Here is a 17,453-nt window from a genome sequence, read left to right on the forward strand (position 1 = left end):
CATGTCACTATCACTCACGCCAGATGAATTGCGCTTCAGAGATGAGGTGCGCGCCTTCATTGGTACCCATCTTCCGCCCGGATTGCAGCGGGCGAGCTCTCTCACCGTCTCATTCTTTTCGGATCCCGATGTTGTCGCACCTTGGCAAAGGGCCTTGCATGAGCGCGGCTGGGTCGCGCCGGGCTGGCCCCAGGAATATGGCGGCCCCGGCTGGTCCGCGACGCAACGCTGGATCTTCGAATCCGAATGTGCGCGAGCAGGGGCCCCGCAGCTGTCTCCCATGGGCATCAAGATGGTGGGACCCGTCTTGATCCGCTTTGGGACATCTGAGCAAAAGAAACACTACCTGCCTCGCATCCTCAGCGGCGAGGATCGGTGGTGCCAGGGATACTCCGAGCCGGGCTCCGGCTCCGACCTGGCCTCACTGAAGACGCGTGCGGTTCGCCGCGGTGATCATTACATCGTCACCGGTACCAAGATCTGGACGACGCACGCGCATTTCGCCAATCGCATGTTCGCCCTGGTCCGCACCAGCGACGAGCCGAGGCAGCAGGATGGCATCAGCTTCCTGCTCATCGACATGGCGTCGCCAGGAATCACCATCCGCCCGATCATGATGATCAGCGGCGATCACGACGTTAATCAGGTGTTCTTCGACGAGGTCGAGGTTCCGGTCACCAATCTCGTCGGCGAGGAGGGGCGGGGCTGGACCTGCGGCAAGTATCTGCTGGAGTTCGAGCGAGGCGGCGGTGTCAACTCGCCGAAACTGAGATATGCGCTGGGGAAGGTGAGGGGACTGGCCAACTCCGACTTGTCCTGCCACGCGATATCGCATCCGGAGATCGCGACCAAACTGTCGGAAATCGAGCTCGATCTCCAGACGCTCGAGTTTGCAGAGTTGAAGGTCTTGTCTGCGCTGCAGAGAGGCGACAATCCCGGACCGGTATCGTCGGTCCTCAAGCTGCGTGCCAGCGAAATCCACCAGGCTATCTCCCGCGTGGGAGTTGAAATAGTCGGGCAGCATGCGCTGGTGGAGGAAACACGCCGTCCTCTCTATGCTCTCGATGTTGAGCCGCTTATTCCGGAGGAGGTGCTCAGCGTCGTCCCCCGTCATCTCAATGGCCGCGCTAACACGATCTTCGGCGGCAGCTCGGAAATCCAGCGCGACATCATCGCCAAGCAGGTGCTTGGGCTTTGAGGGCGTCGCCAGATCATGGCAATCGAGCCCTGACGGAGGTCACCCTGCGGTGTGCTGCCCTCACCCGGGATCAGGAGCGAACATCGGGATCATCGTCCCGTGGTCGGCCGGTTTGAAAACGACGTGGACACGTTGTCCGATCCGCAACGAGTCGAGATCGCAATCGACGATATTGCTCAACATCGTGACGCCCTCGTCGAGCCGGACATAGGCGATCGCGTAAGGGATGGGGCCGGCACGGCGCGTGACGCTCACGCTGTAGATCTCACCTTTGCCGGCGACATCGCTCCATTCGGTGTCGCCGAGGCAGTAGGGGCAAAGGGGGCGGGGATACCAATGCGGCTTGCGGCAGGTACTGCAGACCTTCACGCGAAGCGACCCTTTCGCCGTTGCGGCAAAGAACGGTTCGGTCGCGGGGTCATGGACCGCTGAGCCGAGAGGGCGGTCCTGGTACATCGTCGTCATCTCACGCGCGCTCCATGATGAGGGTGGCACTGCCGTGGCGGGAGCCGAGCAGGCCCCCGGTGCCCTGAGCCAAGGCCAGGCTGCAATCGGGGACCTGGACCTTGGGATGGGCCTCGCCGCGCAACTGTCGGACCGCCTCGATCACCTTGGTGATGCCGCCGCGATTGGCTGGATGATTGTTGCAGAGGCCGCCGCCATCCGTATTGAAGGGAAGCTTGCCAATCCCCGAAATCAGATTGCCGTCGGCGACGAAGCGGCCACCCTTGCCCTTCTCGCAAAAACCGAGATCCTCGATCTGCATGAGGACGGTGATGGTGAAGCTGTCGTAGATCGAGGCATATTGAATGTCCGCCGGCTTGACCCCGGCTTCCTCGAAAGCGCGCGGACCGGACCACGCTGCGCCGGAGAAGGTCAGGTCGACCTGTCCGTTGAGTTGCCCCTTGATCGCTTCACCGCCTCCGAGAACGTTGACGACGGGGCGCTTGAGCGAGCGCGCGATCTCCGGGCGAACGACGACCAGCGCGCCGCCGCCATCGCTGACGACGCAGCAGTCGAGCCGATGCAGGGGATCGGAGATCATCGGCGACGCCAGCACATCGTCGACCGTGACAGAGTCGCGCAGCATCGCATTCAGGTTATATTGGGCATGCGTGGCGGCCGCCACTTTGATCCAGGCCAGTTGTTCGCTGGTCGTCCCGTATTCGTACATGTGCCGCGCCGCTGCGAGCGCATACATGTTGACCGTCACGGGCGCATAGGGCGCCTCCCAAGGCACGTCCGGCGTGCCGGCGCCGACCAACCTCGGCGCCACGCCGCTCGATCCCTCGCTCCGTGGCCGACCGGCGAGCGTGATCAGGGCCACGTCGCACTTGCCCGTCGCGATGGCCTGGGCTGCATGTGAGACGTGAACCAGATAGGCGGACCCGCCGGTGTCGGTGCTATCCACATGGCGGGGACGAAGCCCCAAATAGTCCGCCATGCTGTTTGGGCCCAGCCCAGGCGCGTCGCCGGCACAGAAATAGCCGTCGACATCCTCAAGGCGCAGCCCTGCGTCTTCCAGCGCCCCGCGCGCACATTCGGCATGCAGCTGGGCAACGGTCTTATCAGGAGCTTTGCGGGTCGGGTGCTCGAAGGCACCTGCAATGCAGGCCTTGCGTCGAATGCTCATCAGGATCTCGAGCTCCTGTTCATTTTGTGGGCGCTGCGTCTGCGTGAAGCCTCGTTGACCACCATACGACCGGTCTATATCATTGGTTCAACCAAATACAAGGGCCGACCCTGAATTGGGGATGGCGAGGAGAGCAGTCGGACATGGTGGATTATGCGAAGACCCGGGCGTGGCGGTCGGGCGAAGTCCGGCAGGCCTATACGGCGAGAGACACGATCCTCTATGCGCTTGGCGTTGGGGCCGCGAGCGATCCGCTCGACTCTCGGCAATTGCGCCTCGTCTACGAACAGGATCTGGTGGCGCTTCCGACGATGGCCAGCGTCCTGGCTTCACCAGGCGCCTGGATGAGGGACAACGCGGAGCTCGGTATCGACTTCGCGAAAATGGTGCATGGCGAACAGTCCGTGCAGATCCATGCCGCTCTTCCTCCGAGCGGAATTCTGGTCGGCAAGAGCCGCGTCGCGCGGCTGGTGGACAAGGGCGTTGGCAAGGGCGCCGTCATGCATGTCGAGAAGGAGCTATGGACCGAGACCAACAATCAATTGGTGGCGATTTGCGAACAGGTGCTCTTTCTTCGCGGCGATGGCGGCTTCTCGAAGGACACGGGTGGTGACGAGCCGGCCACCGCTCCGGCGCCTGTTCCGGATCGTGCGCCTGACAGGGTGATCATGTTGCAGACGCGTCCTGATCAGGCGGTGCTTTACCGGCTATCCGGGGACCTCAATCCTCTGCACATCGATCCCGCCTTTGCCGCCAAAGCCGGTTTTCCGCGGCCGATCCTGCATGGACTTGCGACTTATGGATTCGCCTGCCGCGGCCTGATTGAAGCGTTCTGCGACAGCGACCCTGCGAGGCTGAAGGCAATGCGGGCGCGCATGTCCGCGCCGGTCTTCCCCGGTGATACGATCCTACTCGAATGCTGGCGTGTTGGTGAGCGGATCGCGTTCCAGGCGCGCGTCGCCGAGCGCGACGTGATGGTCCTGAGCCATGGCTGGGCCGCGACGTGATCCACGGCTTTTGACCCCTGCATAATAATGACCTTCACCAGGGAATCGAGGAACGAGAAATGACAAAGAATATGGTGTCGCTGGAAGGCCGGACAGTCGTCGTCACCGGTGCGGCGCAAGGCATCGGCAAGGCAACGGCTGAACTTGCGATCGAGCTTGGCGCCAATGTGGTTGCCGTCGATCTCAACGGCGCGGCGCTCGAGACCGGGCTCGCGACCTTGCCTGCAGAGCGGCTGATGAAGGTCGTTGGTAGCGTGACCGACGCCGAGCTCGCCGCAAAGACGGTCGACGATGCAGTTGGCCGGTTCGGCTCGGTTAATGGGCTGGTCAACAATGCCGGAATCGTTCGTCCCGCGATGATCGAGAAAATGAGCGCGCATCAATGGCAGGAGGTAATCGATGTTCACCTCACCGGCGCTTTCCTCTGGCTGCAGGCGGTCGGCCGTCATCTGGTCCAGCGCGCGAAGGAGGGCGAAATGAGCGGTGGATCCATCGTGAACATCTCCTCGGACGCAGGACGGAAGGGCTCCATTGGTCAGATCAACTACGCCGCGGCCAAGGCCGGACTGCTTGGGATGACCATGACCGCCGCGCGGGAATGGGGCAAATACAACATCCGGACCAACTCGATCTGCTTCGGGGTGGTTGAGACGCCGATGACCGAGGTCGTACGGGGGGAGAAATTCAGGGACGGCATGCTGGCACAGATCCCTCTGGGGCGATGGGCAACGCCGGACGAAGTTGTCAGGACGGTCTGCTTCCTGCTTTCGGATGCCTCCTCCTACACCACCGGCCAGCACATTGGCGTGAACGGCGGTTTCCACATCAGCCTTTGATCACGACAGCCTTCGCGTCTCCCTCAGCATCTTGGACCACCTGCGATGCCGAAATGCGAAGGCAAAACTGCCGGTGGGCTGCGCAACCGGCGCGCCCACCGGCCTTTTTTCCACCGTGGTTTAATCGGCTGTCATTGGATCGCCTAACAATGTCCAGCTGGTTCCATCAAAGACAGCAATTCGGAGCGTCTTGAACGGAGTGTAGTCCTCGGGCGTGGTGCTGATCGTCACTCCTGGCAGCATCATCGGGATTCGTTCGCCGTGAAGCGATGTCGCCTGACGGATCAGATTCTCGCGGGTCAATTGGTCGCCGCACTTCTTCAACACCGTAGCCTGCGCGTTCAAGTTCATATAGGCGACCAGAACCGAGTAGTCGTCGGGATTGACCGATGGTGCATATTTCACCAGGAAATCCTTGTAGACCTTGACCTCATCATCGTTGGCCCAAGCGGGATCGCCCGGTTGCTTGAGGAATTGCGTGGTCACCAATCCGCGGGACGCGTCGAGACCGGCCGGTTTCAGCACTGTTTCGACGGAAGCGGTCGATCCCCCGATGATGTGCAGTGGGTGCCAATCCAGTTCATGGGTCTTGCGGATCGACTGTGCCGCCGCCTTGGCCGAGGACTGCTCGATGAAGGTATCGATGCCTGCCGCTTTCAGCTGCACGATCTGGGAGTCGATCGTCGGGTCTGCAATTTCATAAGATGCCTCGGCTGTGATCAAATTCGCTTTGGCGCCCAGGCCTGCCCGTAAGCCCTTCAGATAGTCCTTCCCGAAATCATCGTTCTGATAGAGCACGCCGATCTTGGCGTCCGGCTTGGTCTTGAGGATGTATTTGGCGACCACGCGGCCTTCGGTCTCGAAGTCCGGGTAGAGCGGCACGGTCCAGGGAAATTGCTTCGGATCGTTGAAGCGGCGGCCGCCCGCAGTGATGAAGAGTTGCGGTACTTTCTTGGAGTTCAGGAACTTCTGGATGGCGACGTTCGGCACCGTTCCGATCGTGCCGACTTCGGCCAAGACGCCTACGTCCTCGATGAGCTTGCGGGACTGCTCGATGGCCTTGGGCGCGCTGTAGGCATTATCGAGCTGCGTGAAGCTGATCTTACGACCGTTGATCCCGCCTTGCTCGTTGAGCATCTTGAAATAACCAACGACCGCCCGCCCGGCCCCCGCGCCAAAGGCGGAGGCCGGTCCGCTGAGCGGCGTCGATTGGCCCAGTTTGATTTCGGTATCGCTGACTCCCGGATCGTAGGTCTTCTGGGCATGCGCCGCTGAGAGGGACAGGAACGTGGCGACGAATATCGAGTACGATGTCAGGATCGATCGGCGGCTCAAGGCACTTCCTCCAGGTCTGTTTTTTGATTTGTTGAGACTATCGAAGCAGCTCGCGGGCGATCACGAGGCGCTGGATCTGGTTCGTGCCCTCGAAGATCTGGGTCAGCTTGGCGTCGCGCATCATTCGCTCGACCGGATAATCCATGGTGTAGCCGTAGCCGCCGAACACCTGCACGGCGTCGGTGGTGACCTTCATCGCCATGTCGCTGCTGAAGCACTTGGCCATGCTTGCAAGCAGATTGAGGCGTTTCCAGTCGCCGACGTCTCCCGCACGGGCGCATTCATAGACCAGCGCGCGCGCAGCCTCGATCTGCATGGCCATGTCAGCCAGCATGAACTGCACGCCCTGAAACTCCGAGATGCTCTTCTTGAACTGCTTTCGTTCCTTGGCGTAGGCGAGGCTGGCTTCGAATGCGCCTTGGGCGAGGCCGACGCATTGTGCGCCGATGGTTGGCCGGTTGAGGTCGAGCGCACGCATGGAAGCCTTGAAGCCCTTGCCTTCCTCACCGACGAGGTTTTCCGCAGGCACACGTACATTATCTAGGAAGATCGGCGTGTTCGGCGCGCCGCGGAAGCCCATCTTGCGCTCATGCCGCCCGAAGCTGATGCCCGGCATCTTCTTCGGCTCGAGAATGAACGCGCTGATACCGTCTGAACCCGTGCTGTCGCTGGTGCGCGCCATCAGGACAATGTAGTCGGCGGCCACGCCGTAGCTGCACCATTGCTTCCGCCCGTTGATGATGTAGCTATCGCCGTCCTTGCGCGCGCGGGTATTCAAGGCCGAAACGTCCGATCCTGCCTGGGGTTCAGAGATTGCTATCGCTGTCACCACCCCGCCTTTGGCGATGATCGGTAGAAACCTCTGCCGCTGCTCTTCCGAGCCGAAGTGCAGGAGCGGCATGATGAACATGGTGTTGAGGCCCGCAATCGAGGCGCAAGCCGGCGAGACTTTCGAGATCTCCTCGCGTGCAATGCACATCATGGTCAAATTGCCGTTCGGGCCGCCATATTGCTCCGGGACCCAGAGCTGCATCAGTCCCATCTCGCCGAACAGCTTCACGAGCTCGTCGGGGAAGCGATCGGTTTCATCGATCTCGGCTGCGATGGGCGCCACATGCTTGGCGACCATCTTCTGGATGCCGTCGCGAAACGCGACCTGCTCTTCGGTGAAATTCATAACGGTCCGTTTCTCCCTGCTTACGGCAATTATCAATGGTTGGACCAATATAGCCGTGGAATGCAGGAGTGACAAGCAGGAGCGGGCGTTCGGTCGCCAGCGCAGGTGCCGTGCTCGCCCGGAGTTCGGCTGCTGGATGCGCTATGAACCAGGAGGCATCGGGTCTGCGTTCGCTTCCCCGCGCGTCATCGGCACCTGGCTGCCATCAAGGACGATGTCGGCTTGGCGGCGGGGCGTGCCCGCTGTGCGGGACGCGCTGCTGCGCGCGCTCACGCTCTATGGCAAACGACGCTCTTGACCGGGGTGTCCGGCGCTGAGTTCAAGCCCGCTTCGTGCTGGCTGTGCCGCCTGCACGGCGTTCTGCGTCGGCGAGCGGTTCCAACGTCGATGCCTTGGCGATCGCCTGCAGGCATTTGAGAAAATGGGCGCGGTCTTCCTTGTCCAGGGGTGCCAGCATGATGTTCTGCAATTGGGCTGCGGCCGGAACCACGGCGAGGAGGGCTTCCTCACCTCTTGAGGTGATCTGAACCTGGAACGAGCGAGCGTCGTCCACGTTGCGCTTCCTGGACACCAGCTTGCGGGCTGTCATGCGTTTCAGCATCTCGCTCAGCGTGTTGCGGTCGCAGCTGATCCGCTCTGCCAGTACGGACGGGGTTAGGGCGCCAAGCTGGTACAGCGCCATGAGGACACCAAACTGGCGCGGCGTGATGTCTGTCTGGCTGGTCAGGCTTTGATAAAGGGCATCGTAGCGGGCCTCCAAGAGTCGTAGCAGGAAGCCCATACCGCCTTCGAGCTGCCACCCACGCGCTATCTCCGCGGCTGAGCTCGTCTTGGTGTCCTTACCGACTGACATGCTGTCCTGGTCCCGGCTAACGTTCCATTTCGGATCAGCCGTTACCAGCTGGCTCGATTGCTCTCAATCTTCTCAGCAGCAAGGCGAAGTGCACCTGTGGAATGACGGGCGTTTGGTGCTTGCAAAGCAAGCGCGATTATAATACGTATACGTATCAAAATGGAGCGCCACAAGACGCTCTCGGGGAGAGTTCCAGTGGTCCTGCGCGACTTCTTGGCGGTGCCTTATCTGTTGCGGGCCGAAGCGATCGAGAGCAAGCCCGGGCGTTGGCTCATTCGTGTCGCGTACCCTGAATTGCCTGGCTGCACGGTTGAAGGCGCGGTGGTCGAAGATGCCTTGATGGAGCTGGAGCGGCGACGAATCGAAATCATCGTGGGGTTGGTCGAGCAAGGCCAGCAGCCGCCTGTGCCACGCCCGCCGCTCGCGGCCGCCGACCCGCTTTGGGCTGCGCATGATCTCGGCTTGTCGGAGCGCGTGGCTCAGCTTTTGAGCTCGCCACCGAAGCAATAATCGCACAATCCGTCTCAGGAGGACCCAATGCTGACGCACGAAGACAATGAACGACTGGTGAGGGTCGGGAAGGGCACGCCCCTTGGCGAGCTTTTCCGCCTGTACTGGATTCCATTCCTGCCGTCAGCGGATCTGGTGACCGACGGCCAACCGAAGCGCATCCGGTTGCTTGGCGAGGACCTGGTTGCTTTCAGGGATTCCGAGGGACGTGTCGGCTTGGTCGACCAGGCCTGTCCGCATCGCGGCGCGCCGATGGTGTTCGCCCGCAATGAGGATTGCGGGCTGCGCTGCGTCTACCACGGCTGGAAGTTCGACGTGAGCGGCGCCGTGACGGACATGCCTGCCGAACCGGTCCGCAGCCGCCTCAAGGAGCGGGTCCGGATCAAGGCCTATCCCTGCAAAGAGCGCAACGGAATGATCTGGACCTATATGGGTCCGGAGCAGACCGAGCTGCCGCCGCTCCCCAATCTCGAGTGGAATTTGGTGCCGCAGGACCAGGTGCATATTTCAGTGCGGGTCCAAGAATGCAACTGGCTGCAGGCGGTCGAGGGTGAGATTGACTCGGCGCATGCGCCGCTGCTGCACGGGCGGCTGGACTCGCAGGGGACCACGAGCGCCTGGATTCAGAAGCGCGATCTCCGCCCGACATTCGAATGCATCAAGCAGGATTTCGGGATGAGTATTGCGGCCCGGCGCAACTATGACGCCAACACGCTGTATTGGCGCGTCAATCAATTCATGCTGCCGTTCTACACGCTGGTGCCGCCGTTGTCTCCGTTCCCCGATCTGAGCGGCCATGCCTGGGTACCGATCGATGACGAGAACACGCTTTGCATCATGTTCTCGTATCATCCCTCGAAGCCGCTGCTGCCGAAGACGCGTCAGGTCTTCGCGGAAGGGCACAATGGCCGGGAGAGCGGCCATGCCAGCCGCCACGCGCTCGTCCAGCATTCGGTAACGGTCCCCTATGCGGGGTACTGGACCAAGTACAATCCGCAGAACGGCTTTCAATTCAACTACGAAGCCCAGCAGACGACATGGTTCTCGGGCCTTCCAGGTCTCTGGGTGCAGGACGGCGCGTGTCAGAGCGGCGTCTCGCCGATCTTCGACCGCACCAAGGAGAATCTCTGCTCCAGCGATACCGGCATCGCCATGACCAGGCGGTTCATCCTGGAAGCACTCGGTGCCTACCGCGATCACGGCATCAAACCGAAGGGTGTCACCGATCCCGATGTGTTCATGGTGCGGGCGGTATCGCTCCGATTGCCGCCGGAAGAGCAGTGGGCCGATGTCGGCGCGCCCTTCATGAGGGCCAGGCTCGGGACTGATTTCGGCTACGAGGTGTGAGGCCGGACAATGCTGCACATGAGTAGCGCTCAGCACACCGCCCGCAAGGATCGACTGGATGGCTGACCCGATCATTGAGCTACGCGTGAAGCGGATCACCTACGAGGCGGAAAACATCAACTCGTATGAGCTGGTGGCGCCGGATGGCGCCGAGCTTCCTCCTTTCACAGCGGGGGCTCACATTGATCTGCATCTGTCGAGCGGCCTCATTCGCAGCTACTCACTGGTGAGCGATCAGCGGGAGCGGCACCGCTATGTGATCGCGGTCAACAAGGATGCGGCAAGCCGCGGCGGCTCCGCCTTCATCCATGACCGGATCAGGGCTGGAGACGTGGTCACCGCCTCCTGCCCGCGGAACAATTTCGCGCTTCATGAAGCGGCGGATCGTTCGATCCTGATTGCGGGTGGCATCGGCATCACACCGATCCTGTCGATGATCCGCCGCCTCGAGTTTTTGGGACGCGATTGGGAGTTGTTCTATGCCGCAAGAATGCGGCGGGCCGCGGCCTTCCTTGACGAACTGAATGCCCTTCGGCCGAACGTCCACCTGAAACTGCATGTTGATCTGGACGACGAGCGATCGGGCCGGGTCTTCGACCTCGCCGCCATCGTGGGGAGGGCGCCGGCACACGCCCATCTCTATTGCTGCGGTCCAGTCCCAATGCTGGAGGCGTTCGAGGCTGCGACCCAGGGCCGTCCCTCCGACCTCGTACACGTGGAATATTTCAAGGCCAAGGAGGCGCCGGCCATTGAGGGCGGTTTCGAGGTCCGCCTCGCGCGGAGCGGTCGCATCATCCCGGTGGAGAGCGGCAAGACAATTCTGGAAGCACTGATGGATGCAGGCGTGCCGGCGAACCACGCTTGCATGGAAGGGGTCTGCGGCACCTGCGAGACGCGGGTGATCGACGGCATACCGGACCACCGCGACCAGTTTCTGAGCAAGGAGGAGCAGGAAGCCAACAAGACCATCATGATCTGCTGTTCGGGCGCAAAGTCCAAGACGCTGACTTTAGACATCTAAATACGTCGAACCACAAACAACCAACAATATAAAAACCGGGGAAACCAATGACGCGACTGTCGCGATACCTATCGCTGTCCTTGCTTGCCATGTCCATGTGCTCGCCTTTGGCAGCCGAAGCGAGGTCAATCAAAATCGGCGTGCTGAACGATGCGTCGGGCCCCTATTCCGACAACGCCGGGGAAGGGTCCGTCACGGCGGCAAAGCTGGCCGCCGAGGATTTCATGCAGAACCATCCGGATTTCAAGGTCGAGATCGTTTCGGCGGATCACCAGAACAAGCCCGACGTCGGCGCGGCCATTGCCCGTCGCTGGATGGAGCAGGGGAATGTCGATGCGATCGCGGACGTGCCGAACTCCGCCGTCGGCCTCGCCGTGAACGAGGTCGTACGTGGCAGCAAGGTGGCTCTGGTCGCGTCCAGTGCGGCCTCTTCGGACCTGACCGGGAAATACTGCTCACCCAATACGATCCAGTGGACGTTCGACACCTGGGCTGCATCGCATACGCTCGGCGACTATCTCGTCCATCACGGCGGCAAGAAATGGTATTTCATCGCGACCGACAATGCGCTCGGAAAGTCGATGGTGCGGGACGGGACGTCGGTGATCTCCGCGGGAGGCGGCACGGTGCTCGGCTCCGTCAACGTTCCCATCAACACTGCCGACTACGCCTCGTTCATCCTCCAGGCGGACGGCTCAGGCGCCGATGTCATCGCGTTTGCGACGGCGGGAGGCGATACCGTGAACCTAATCAAACAATCGGCTGAATTCGGCCTCAAGCAGAATGGGCGTACCTTTGCTGCGCTGCTGACCACCACGAACGATGTTGAATCCAGTGGGCTGTCGGTCGGGCAGGGGCTCATCATTACGCAGCCCTTCTATTGGGATTTGGACCAGGCTAGCCGCGCCTGGTCTGCGCGGTTCACTGAGCGGCAGCACGGCCAATCGCCAACAGCATTCCATGCCGGCGTGTATTCGTCGGTGCTGGCTTATCTGAATGCCGCGCTCGCTGCTGGGACGAATGATGCGCCCGCCGTTATCCGGAAGATGAAGGAAGCCCCGATCGACGATGCGCTGTTCGGTCCGGTGGTCGTGCGTGCTGACGGTCGCGCGATCCACAACATGTATATCTTCAAGGTGAAGGATCCCAAGGCCTCGAAGAGCAAATGGGACCTGCTGGAGAAGGTCGGAGTTCTCAGCGGGCAAGAGGCGTTCCGGCCGCTCGAGCAGAGCGGATGCAGCTTGGTCGATCAGCCGAAGGGAAATTGAGAGCGACGTGCTCGGAAGCGGGAACGCATCGACGCTCACGCTCCCATTTTATTGCTGCAAACTGGGAAGAGACATGTTGGACCATATCGAAGCAGAGTTTCCGGCGCACACATCGCGGCCGCCCGATGCGCCGAAGGCGCTTCAGGGCATACGCGTCGTCGATTTTTCGCACTTCATTGCGGGTCCTTTCGCGACCATGATTCTGGCCGACATGGGAGCCGAGGTCATCAAGATCGAGCCACCCGGCCGCGGGGACGACTTGCGCCGTTACCCGCCGGTGTATTCGGGCCTCAAACTCGGCGCGCCGTTTCTATGGACCAACCGCAACAAGCGCAGTGTCGCTCTCGATCTCAAGTCGCCCGCGGGGGTGGAGGTCGCGCGGCAACTCGTCGCAACGGCCGATGTCGTGGTCGAGAATTTCTCGACGGGGGTTATGGAGCGGTTCGGCTTGAGCTACGAGGAGTGCTGCAAGCTGAAGCCCGACATTATCTACTGCTCGGTGTCCGCCTATGGACGAGAGGGGCCGTTTGCGGATCGACTTGGGTTCGATCCGATCGCCCAAGTCGAGAGCGGGTTCGTCTCCATGAACGGTTATGCCGATCGTGAAGGTGTACGAGCGCTCTCGCCCGTCATGGATATCAGCACGGCAATGATGGCCTGCAACGCGATCCTGGGAGCGCTTGTCGCGCGTGAGCGCACTGGGCTTGGCCAAGCCGTCGAGGTCTCCTTGTTCGATAATGCCGTGCTGATGACCGGTTATGCGACCATGCAGCATTTGTTCACCGGGGCCGATCCGCAGCGTCACGGCAATACCAGTCCGGACACCTGCCCGTCCGGCGTGTTTCAGGCCGAAGATCGCGCCTTCTATATTAACTGCGGCAACGACAAGATCTTTCAGCGTCTGATGTCCCAGGTGATCGATCGCCCCGATCTGGCCGCCGCGGATGTCTACGCGACGGGGTCGGATCGGATTCGGCGGCGTGATGAGCTGTTCGCCATCCTCGGCGCTGCCTTTGCGCAGCGGCCCTGGTCTTATTGGCAAATGCGAATGCGAGCAGCTGGTGTGCCATGCGGACAGTTGCGGACCGTCGGTGAAGCAATTCGCTCACCTGAAGCGAGGGACCGGGGCATCGTCACGCGGATTCCGCATGATACGGTCGGCTGGGTTCCGAACGTGAATTCGCCGATCCGCTATTCGCGAACACCGATTGCCGACCCAATCGCCGCACCGGCGGTGGGACAACATACAGAGATCGTCCTGCGCGATCTGCTCGGCTACGATGACACGAGCCTGGCACGTCTGACGGAAGCCGGCGCGTTCGGCACTCGCATGGCGAAGACGATCGCCGAGGATGCCAAAACCTGATGTCACGGCAAACATCCGAGCGGACCCTGCGAGGGCGTGTTGCGGTCATCGGCATCGGCGAAACGCAGTACTATCGGCACGGCGCCTCGCCGGATGCCGAATTCAAGCTGGCTCTCAAGGCGATCCTGGCCGCCTGCGACGATGCCGGCATCGATCCGCGTGAGATCGACGGCTTCTCATCCTACAGCGACGACCGCAGCGAGGCCTCGCGCCTGGCCGCAGCGCTCGGCATCCGCCAGCTTCGCACGGCGATCATGCAATGGGGCGGCGGCGGGGGCGGCTGCTGCGCCGCAGTTGCGAATGCTGCGGCGTCCATCGTCGCGGGCCTAGCCGATTGTGTCGTGGTGTTCCGCTCATTGGCCCAAGGCGAATATGGCCGTTTCGGTCAGACCAGTGGTATCGCCAGCGTTTCGGGCGAGAAGGCCTATCTGATGCCCTATGGTGTGCTGGCGCCGCCGCAGCGTTTTGCCATGCGCGTTCGCCGTTTCATGCACGACTACGGCGTTCGCCAAGAGGCGCTGCGTGCGATTGCGCTCGCATCCTACCATCATGCGCAGGCTAATCCGCGGGCGATCATGCATGGCAAACCGCTCGATCCCGACAAATACGACGCGTCGCGCTGGATCGTGGAGCCTTTTCATCTTTACGATTGCTGCATGGAGAATGACGGCGCGGCCGCAATCGTGCTCGTCGCCGCCGAACGGGCCGCAGATTTCCGCAACAAGCCGGCCTATCTGCTCGGCGCGGCGGTTGGATCGGGATTTCGCGCCGGAGCCGCGCCGCATAACGCGCCACACTATGCCAGCGCGAGCTTCCACACCGTGGCGCCCGATCTCTATCGGATGGCGGGTGTCGGCCCGATGGATGTCGGCGTGGTTCAGAGTTACGAAAATTTCACCGGGGGCGTGGTGATGGCGCTGACCGAGCACGGATTTTTCCGGCCGGACGAGGCGAATGAGTTTCTCACGTTTGAAAACCTCGTGGCGCCATCGGGCCGGCTGCCGCTCAACACCAGCGGCGGCAACCTCGCAGAATGCTACATGCACGGCTTCGAGCTCTTGCTGGAAGCGGTGCGCCAGGTGCGCGGCACGTCCGTGAACCAGGTACGGCGGAATGACGTAGCGATGGTGATCGGCGGGTCAATGGTCACACCTGTCAGCAATCTCCTCCTTGGCTCAGAGGCGACGCTATGAGCAGCCCAAAGAATTCGTTTTATCTTCCCGGCGGGCTTCCTGCTCCAGTGGCCGAGCCCGATGGCCTATCCGCACCCTATTGGGCGGGCTTGCGGCAGGAGCGGCTCGTCGTGCAACGCTGCAGCCGATGCGGCACCTGGCAATTCGGGCCCGAATGGATCTGCCATCGATGTCATGCGTTTGATCCGGAATGGGTCGAGGTCGCCCCGCAGGGGCGCATCTTCAGCTGGGAACGGGTCTGGCATCCGTCGCATGCAGCTCTGCGGGAGCATGGTCCTTATCTTGCCGTGCTCGTGGAGCTGCCGCATGCCGGCGGCGTTCGCATGATCGGCAATCTCTTGGGCGACCCATTGCGTTCGATCACGATCGGGGCCGAGGTTGCGGGCGTGTTCGAGCATCATTGCGATTCTGATCCGCCATACTCGTTGTTGCAGTGGAGCCTTCGTCAGCCTCCCGCCGATATTTCGATTTCTTGCCGGTGACCTCGATCTCTGAACCTCCAAGGCGGCGTATCGGCTGGCCGATTGGCTGCCATGGTCGCGCCGGGCGTGATCCTGAACAAGAATGGCAGCTTTCAGCGAGCGCCATCCGGTCAGGGTTCCCGAGATTCCGGCCTATCTGGATTGTTTTCTGAGCGACGAGCCGCTGACCGGGGGGCGTGGCGCCGGCAATTGGAGGGAGCCATCTTCGCGCGCTGACGGTCCTCGGCTTTCCGCACGTCACCTTTCCAGGCCCGCTTGATGAATTGAACCGGGGTGGCCTATCGCTGGGCGACCCGGTTCATTCCGCTCGATCGCGCGCGACCCGTGGGAGGGGCTGAAATCAACTCACTGCTTCCGACTTGCGTGAAAGATCGCGGGCGTATTGTTTGGCCCCGAACACCAGCGCCTCGATCGCCTGGTTTGATCTTGCGCGATTTGGCTTCGCCAGTTCTTGCAAGATCAGTCCGTCAATCCCCGCCAAAATAAACCGAGCCAGCGACGTGTAGGCCGCCCCAGACAAAGTCGGCCTGTCCGAGCGGCAACTTACCAGGTTCTCCTTGTATAGGCGCAAATAGGCCTCGTATTGTTGGTCGGCCAGCCACTGTGCTCCCTCACGTAGCGCGTAGAGTGTCAGCTCATATTGGACGATCTGCCTCGACTTCGTCCGCATGATCGATCGCCAGGTGCCGCGGATCAGATCCTCGATGCGATCATCCAAATTGTGCTCGGCAGCTGAGAGTGCAAGCCTGGCAGGACCTCACGTCGAGCTTGTTCGTATCCAGCAGGGCCAGCGTAAGGCATTCTAATCTGGATCTTATCTTTCGTTGTTACAACCTGGATCGGATGCTGTTCTTCGACCATGCGGCATGCGCCCACAGTGCAGAGCGGACGATGTCGCACATCGTCGCTCAGGGAGTTGATCATATCGTCATTGGGCTTCAGACGTCCGGCATGACGCGCCTAACGTGCTCGGACGGAAATGCTGTCGCAGGGGTCGGAGACTTCTTCATTCTGGACCTGGCTCAGAGATTTCAATCGGCGACTGACGGCATGGCCGCGATCAATATCTGTGTCCCGAGACGGCGCCTTGAATGCGAGGTTGGGAAACTGAATGTTCGCCACGCACAGATCCTTCCCTCCGGCGGCAGCCCGCTGCTGAAGTTGATGGCCGACCATCTGCTTAACATGCGGGCGTGTCTCCGGCATGCCGATGCCGAGCAGCAGAGACGCCTGACCTCGGCCGCTCTCGCGATCTGCAACGCAGCGTTGGTGGCAGACAATGGCAGTGCGGGCGATTATCCGGCTATCGCTGCGATAGAAGTCAGACAATTTATCGATCAGAATATTCATCAACCAGAGCTTGGGGTGGAGCTGCTTTGTGAACATTTCGGTCTCTCCCGGACCCCTCTCTATAGGCTCTTCGAGACCGATGGCGGCGTCGCGAATTACATTCGGAACCGTCGTCTCGCCCGGGCAATGCGAATCTTGGCCGGGAAAGAAGGGGGGCCGAGGCAACGCGTCTCGGCGGTCGCCTATGCCTGCGGCTACGAGTCAGAGAAGATCTTCAGCCGGGCCTTTCGACGCCGTTACGGTGTTAACCCGCGAGATGTGAACAAGGTGTTCCCGGGTGCCGCTGTGCGAGACAAGGGCATTCTTCTCGCGTCGTGGATTCGGAACCTGTGATGGGCCAGCCCCCGAGCTTTTCATGCCGTTCAGCAGCGAAGAGGGCATGGTGGAGGAAAATTGAAAACTTGTGCTCCACGGTTGAATGAGAATCCTCGGATCTTCGGCTCCACGTACGCTGCATAGTTGCAAAGAGACTTCCGATCTGACTGCTCGGAGACGGGGACCGTCCAGCGCATGTAGAGAAACCACGGGTCGGCATTAGATGTAATTTATCGGTAATGTTGGCCGGTCAATTCCGAGATCGGTTTGGGGGGACAACATCCGCGAGTCGCGCCGCAACATCATCAAGGCTTGTCTTGTATGAACATCCGGCCCTTGTTCACAATCAACGATGCTCTGTCGCTGCTCTTTGCGGCGTTATTCGTTTTGATGTGCGGCACTTTATTAATCTGGCCTTTGAAGAAGAACAGGTCGATTGAGCTCAGGTTGACAAAAGCCCGCAATGCGAAAGCTCATCAATCGTTGCGACGATGATCGGCGGCCGCGGTCGCAAGAAGGTCAACTTGGCGGAATCGCTTGCGGACGAGATCAAGCGGCGCGC

General features: G+C 61.2%; 17 protein-coding genes. 11 read left to right on the forward strand and 6 right to left on the reverse strand.

Annotated features, from left to right (window positions below):
• The first annotated feature begins 1 nt into the window (after window position 1).
• The gene (locus ACQR1W_RS23470) at window positions 2–1,198 is read left to right on the forward strand and encodes an acyl-CoA dehydrogenase family protein (RefSeq protein ID WP_434853023.1); all 1,197 of its coding nucleotides are present in this window, start codon (window positions 2–4) and stop codon (window positions 1,196–1,198) included.
• A gap of 60 nt (window positions 1,199–1,258) precedes the next feature.
• Here the strand turns inward: ACQR1W_RS23470 and ACQR1W_RS23475 are convergent, their stop codons facing one another.
• Both ACQR1W_RS23475 and ACQR1W_RS23480 read right to left on the reverse strand, forming a co-directional pair.
• Window positions 1,259–1,663 (reverse strand): Zn-ribbon domain-containing OB-fold protein, encoded by a 405-nt coding sequence (locus ACQR1W_RS23475; RefSeq protein ID WP_434853024.1) that lies wholly within the window; start codon window positions 1,661–1,663, stop codon window positions 1,259–1,261.
• A gap of 1 nt (window position 1,664) precedes the next feature.
• Window positions 1,665–2,831, reverse strand: a complete 1,167-nt coding sequence (locus tag ACQR1W_RS23480) for a thiolase domain-containing protein (RefSeq protein ID WP_434853025.1) — start codon at window positions 2,829–2,831, stop codon at window positions 1,665–1,667.
• A 143-nt stretch (window positions 2,832–2,974) separates the two neighbouring features.
• Here ACQR1W_RS23480 and ACQR1W_RS23485 point away from each other — a divergent pair, with 143 nt between their 5' ends.
• Together ACQR1W_RS23485 and ACQR1W_RS23490 are read left to right on the forward strand one after the other, a co-directional pair.
• Window positions 2,975–3,838 carry a MaoC/PaaZ C-terminal domain-containing protein gene (locus tag ACQR1W_RS23485; RefSeq protein WP_434853026.1) on the forward strand — a complete coding sequence of 288 codons (864 nt, stop codon included), beginning with the start codon at window positions 2,975–2,977 and terminating at the stop codon, window positions 3,836–3,838.
• Window positions 3,839–3,897: 59 nt separating this feature from the next.
• On the forward strand, window positions 3,898–4,674 hold the full coding sequence (locus ACQR1W_RS23490) for an SDR family NAD(P)-dependent oxidoreductase (protein WP_434853027.1): 777 nt from the start codon (window positions 3,898–3,900) through the stop codon (window positions 4,672–4,674).
• Between the two features lie 120 nt (window positions 4,675–4,794).
• Here ACQR1W_RS23490 and ACQR1W_RS23495 read toward each other — a convergent pair whose 3' ends face one another.
• The 3 genes from ACQR1W_RS23495 to ACQR1W_RS23505 form a co-directional block, all read right to left on the reverse strand.
• On the reverse strand, window positions 4,795–6,009 hold the full coding sequence (locus ACQR1W_RS23495; protein ID WP_434853028.1) for an ABC transporter substrate-binding protein: 1,215 nt from the start codon (window positions 6,007–6,009) through the stop codon (window positions 4,795–4,797).
• 37 nt (window positions 6,010–6,046) lie between these two features.
• A complete protein-coding gene (locus tag ACQR1W_RS23500; protein ID WP_434853029.1) occupies window positions 6,047–7,186 on the reverse strand; it encodes an acyl-CoA dehydrogenase family protein in 1,140 nt (379 codons plus the stop codon).
• Window positions 7,187–7,505: 319 nt separating this feature from the next.
• Window positions 7,506–8,039 carry a MarR family winged helix-turn-helix transcriptional regulator gene (locus tag ACQR1W_RS23505; protein WP_434853030.1) on the reverse strand — a complete coding sequence of 178 codons (534 nt, stop codon included), beginning with the start codon at window positions 8,037–8,039 and terminating at the stop codon, window positions 7,506–7,508.
• A 195-nt stretch (window positions 8,040–8,234) separates the two neighbouring features.
• Between ACQR1W_RS23505 and ACQR1W_RS23510 the strand changes: the two genes are divergently transcribed.
• The 7 genes from ACQR1W_RS23510 (at window position 8,235) to ACQR1W_RS23540 (ending at window position 15,226) form a co-directional block, all read left to right on the forward strand.
• Entirely contained in the window at window positions 8,235–8,549 is a 315-nt protein-coding gene (locus ACQR1W_RS23510; protein ID WP_434853031.1) for a hypothetical protein, read from the forward strand.
• A 27-nt stretch (window positions 8,550–8,576) separates the two neighbouring features.
• Entirely contained in the window at window positions 8,577–9,896 is a 1,320-nt protein-coding gene (locus tag ACQR1W_RS23515; protein ID WP_434853032.1) for a Rieske 2Fe-2S domain-containing protein, read from the forward strand.
• A 58-nt stretch (window positions 9,897–9,954) separates the two neighbouring features.
• Window positions 9,955–10,917 carry a PDR/VanB family oxidoreductase gene (locus ACQR1W_RS23520; protein WP_434853033.1) on the forward strand — a complete coding sequence of 321 codons (963 nt, stop codon included), beginning with the start codon at window positions 9,955–9,957 and terminating at the stop codon, window positions 10,915–10,917.
• 47 nt (window positions 10,918–10,964) lie between these two features.
• A complete protein-coding gene (locus ACQR1W_RS23525) occupies window positions 10,965–12,185 on the forward strand; it encodes an ABC transporter substrate-binding protein (RefSeq protein ID WP_434853034.1) in 1,221 nt (406 codons plus the stop codon).
• 73 nt (window positions 12,186–12,258) lie between these two features.
• Window positions 12,259–13,551: a CaiB/BaiF CoA transferase family protein gene (locus tag ACQR1W_RS23530; protein WP_434853035.1), complete on the forward strand. Its 1,293-nt coding sequence runs from the start codon at window positions 12,259–12,261 to the stop codon at window positions 13,549–13,551.
• Entirely contained in the window at window positions 13,551–14,744 is a 1,194-nt protein-coding gene (locus ACQR1W_RS23535; protein WP_434853036.1) for a thiolase C-terminal domain-containing protein, read from the forward strand. The genes ACQR1W_RS23530 and ACQR1W_RS23535 overlap by 1 nt, the downstream gene beginning before the upstream one ends.
• Complete coding sequence (locus tag ACQR1W_RS23540) at window positions 14,741–15,226, forward strand: Zn-ribbon domain-containing OB-fold protein (RefSeq protein ID WP_434853037.1); 486 nt, start codon at window positions 14,741–14,743, stop codon at window positions 15,224–15,226. The genes ACQR1W_RS23535 and ACQR1W_RS23540 overlap by 4 nt, the downstream gene beginning before the upstream one ends.
• Before the next feature lie 340 nt (window positions 15,227–15,566).
• Here ACQR1W_RS23540 and ACQR1W_RS23545 read toward each other — a convergent pair whose 3' ends face one another.
• Window positions 15,567–15,944, reverse strand: coding sequence for a hypothetical protein (locus ACQR1W_RS23545; RefSeq protein ID WP_434853038.1), 378 nt, complete (start codon window positions 15,942–15,944; stop codon window positions 15,567–15,569).
• Between the two features lie 125 nt (window positions 15,945–16,069).
• On the opposite strand from ACQR1W_RS23545, the gene ACQR1W_RS23550 reads away from it, so the two are divergent.
• On the forward strand, window positions 16,070–16,909 hold the full coding sequence (locus tag ACQR1W_RS23550) for a helix-turn-helix domain-containing protein (protein ID WP_434853039.1): 840 nt from the start codon (window positions 16,070–16,072) through the stop codon (window positions 16,907–16,909).
• Window positions 16,910–17,453 lie beyond the last annotated feature (544 nt).

This window comes from Bradyrhizobium sp. HKCCYLS1011, from assembly GCF_051167795.1.
Classification (GTDB): Bacteria; Pseudomonadota; Alphaproteobacteria; order Rhizobiales; family Xanthobacteraceae; genus Bradyrhizobium.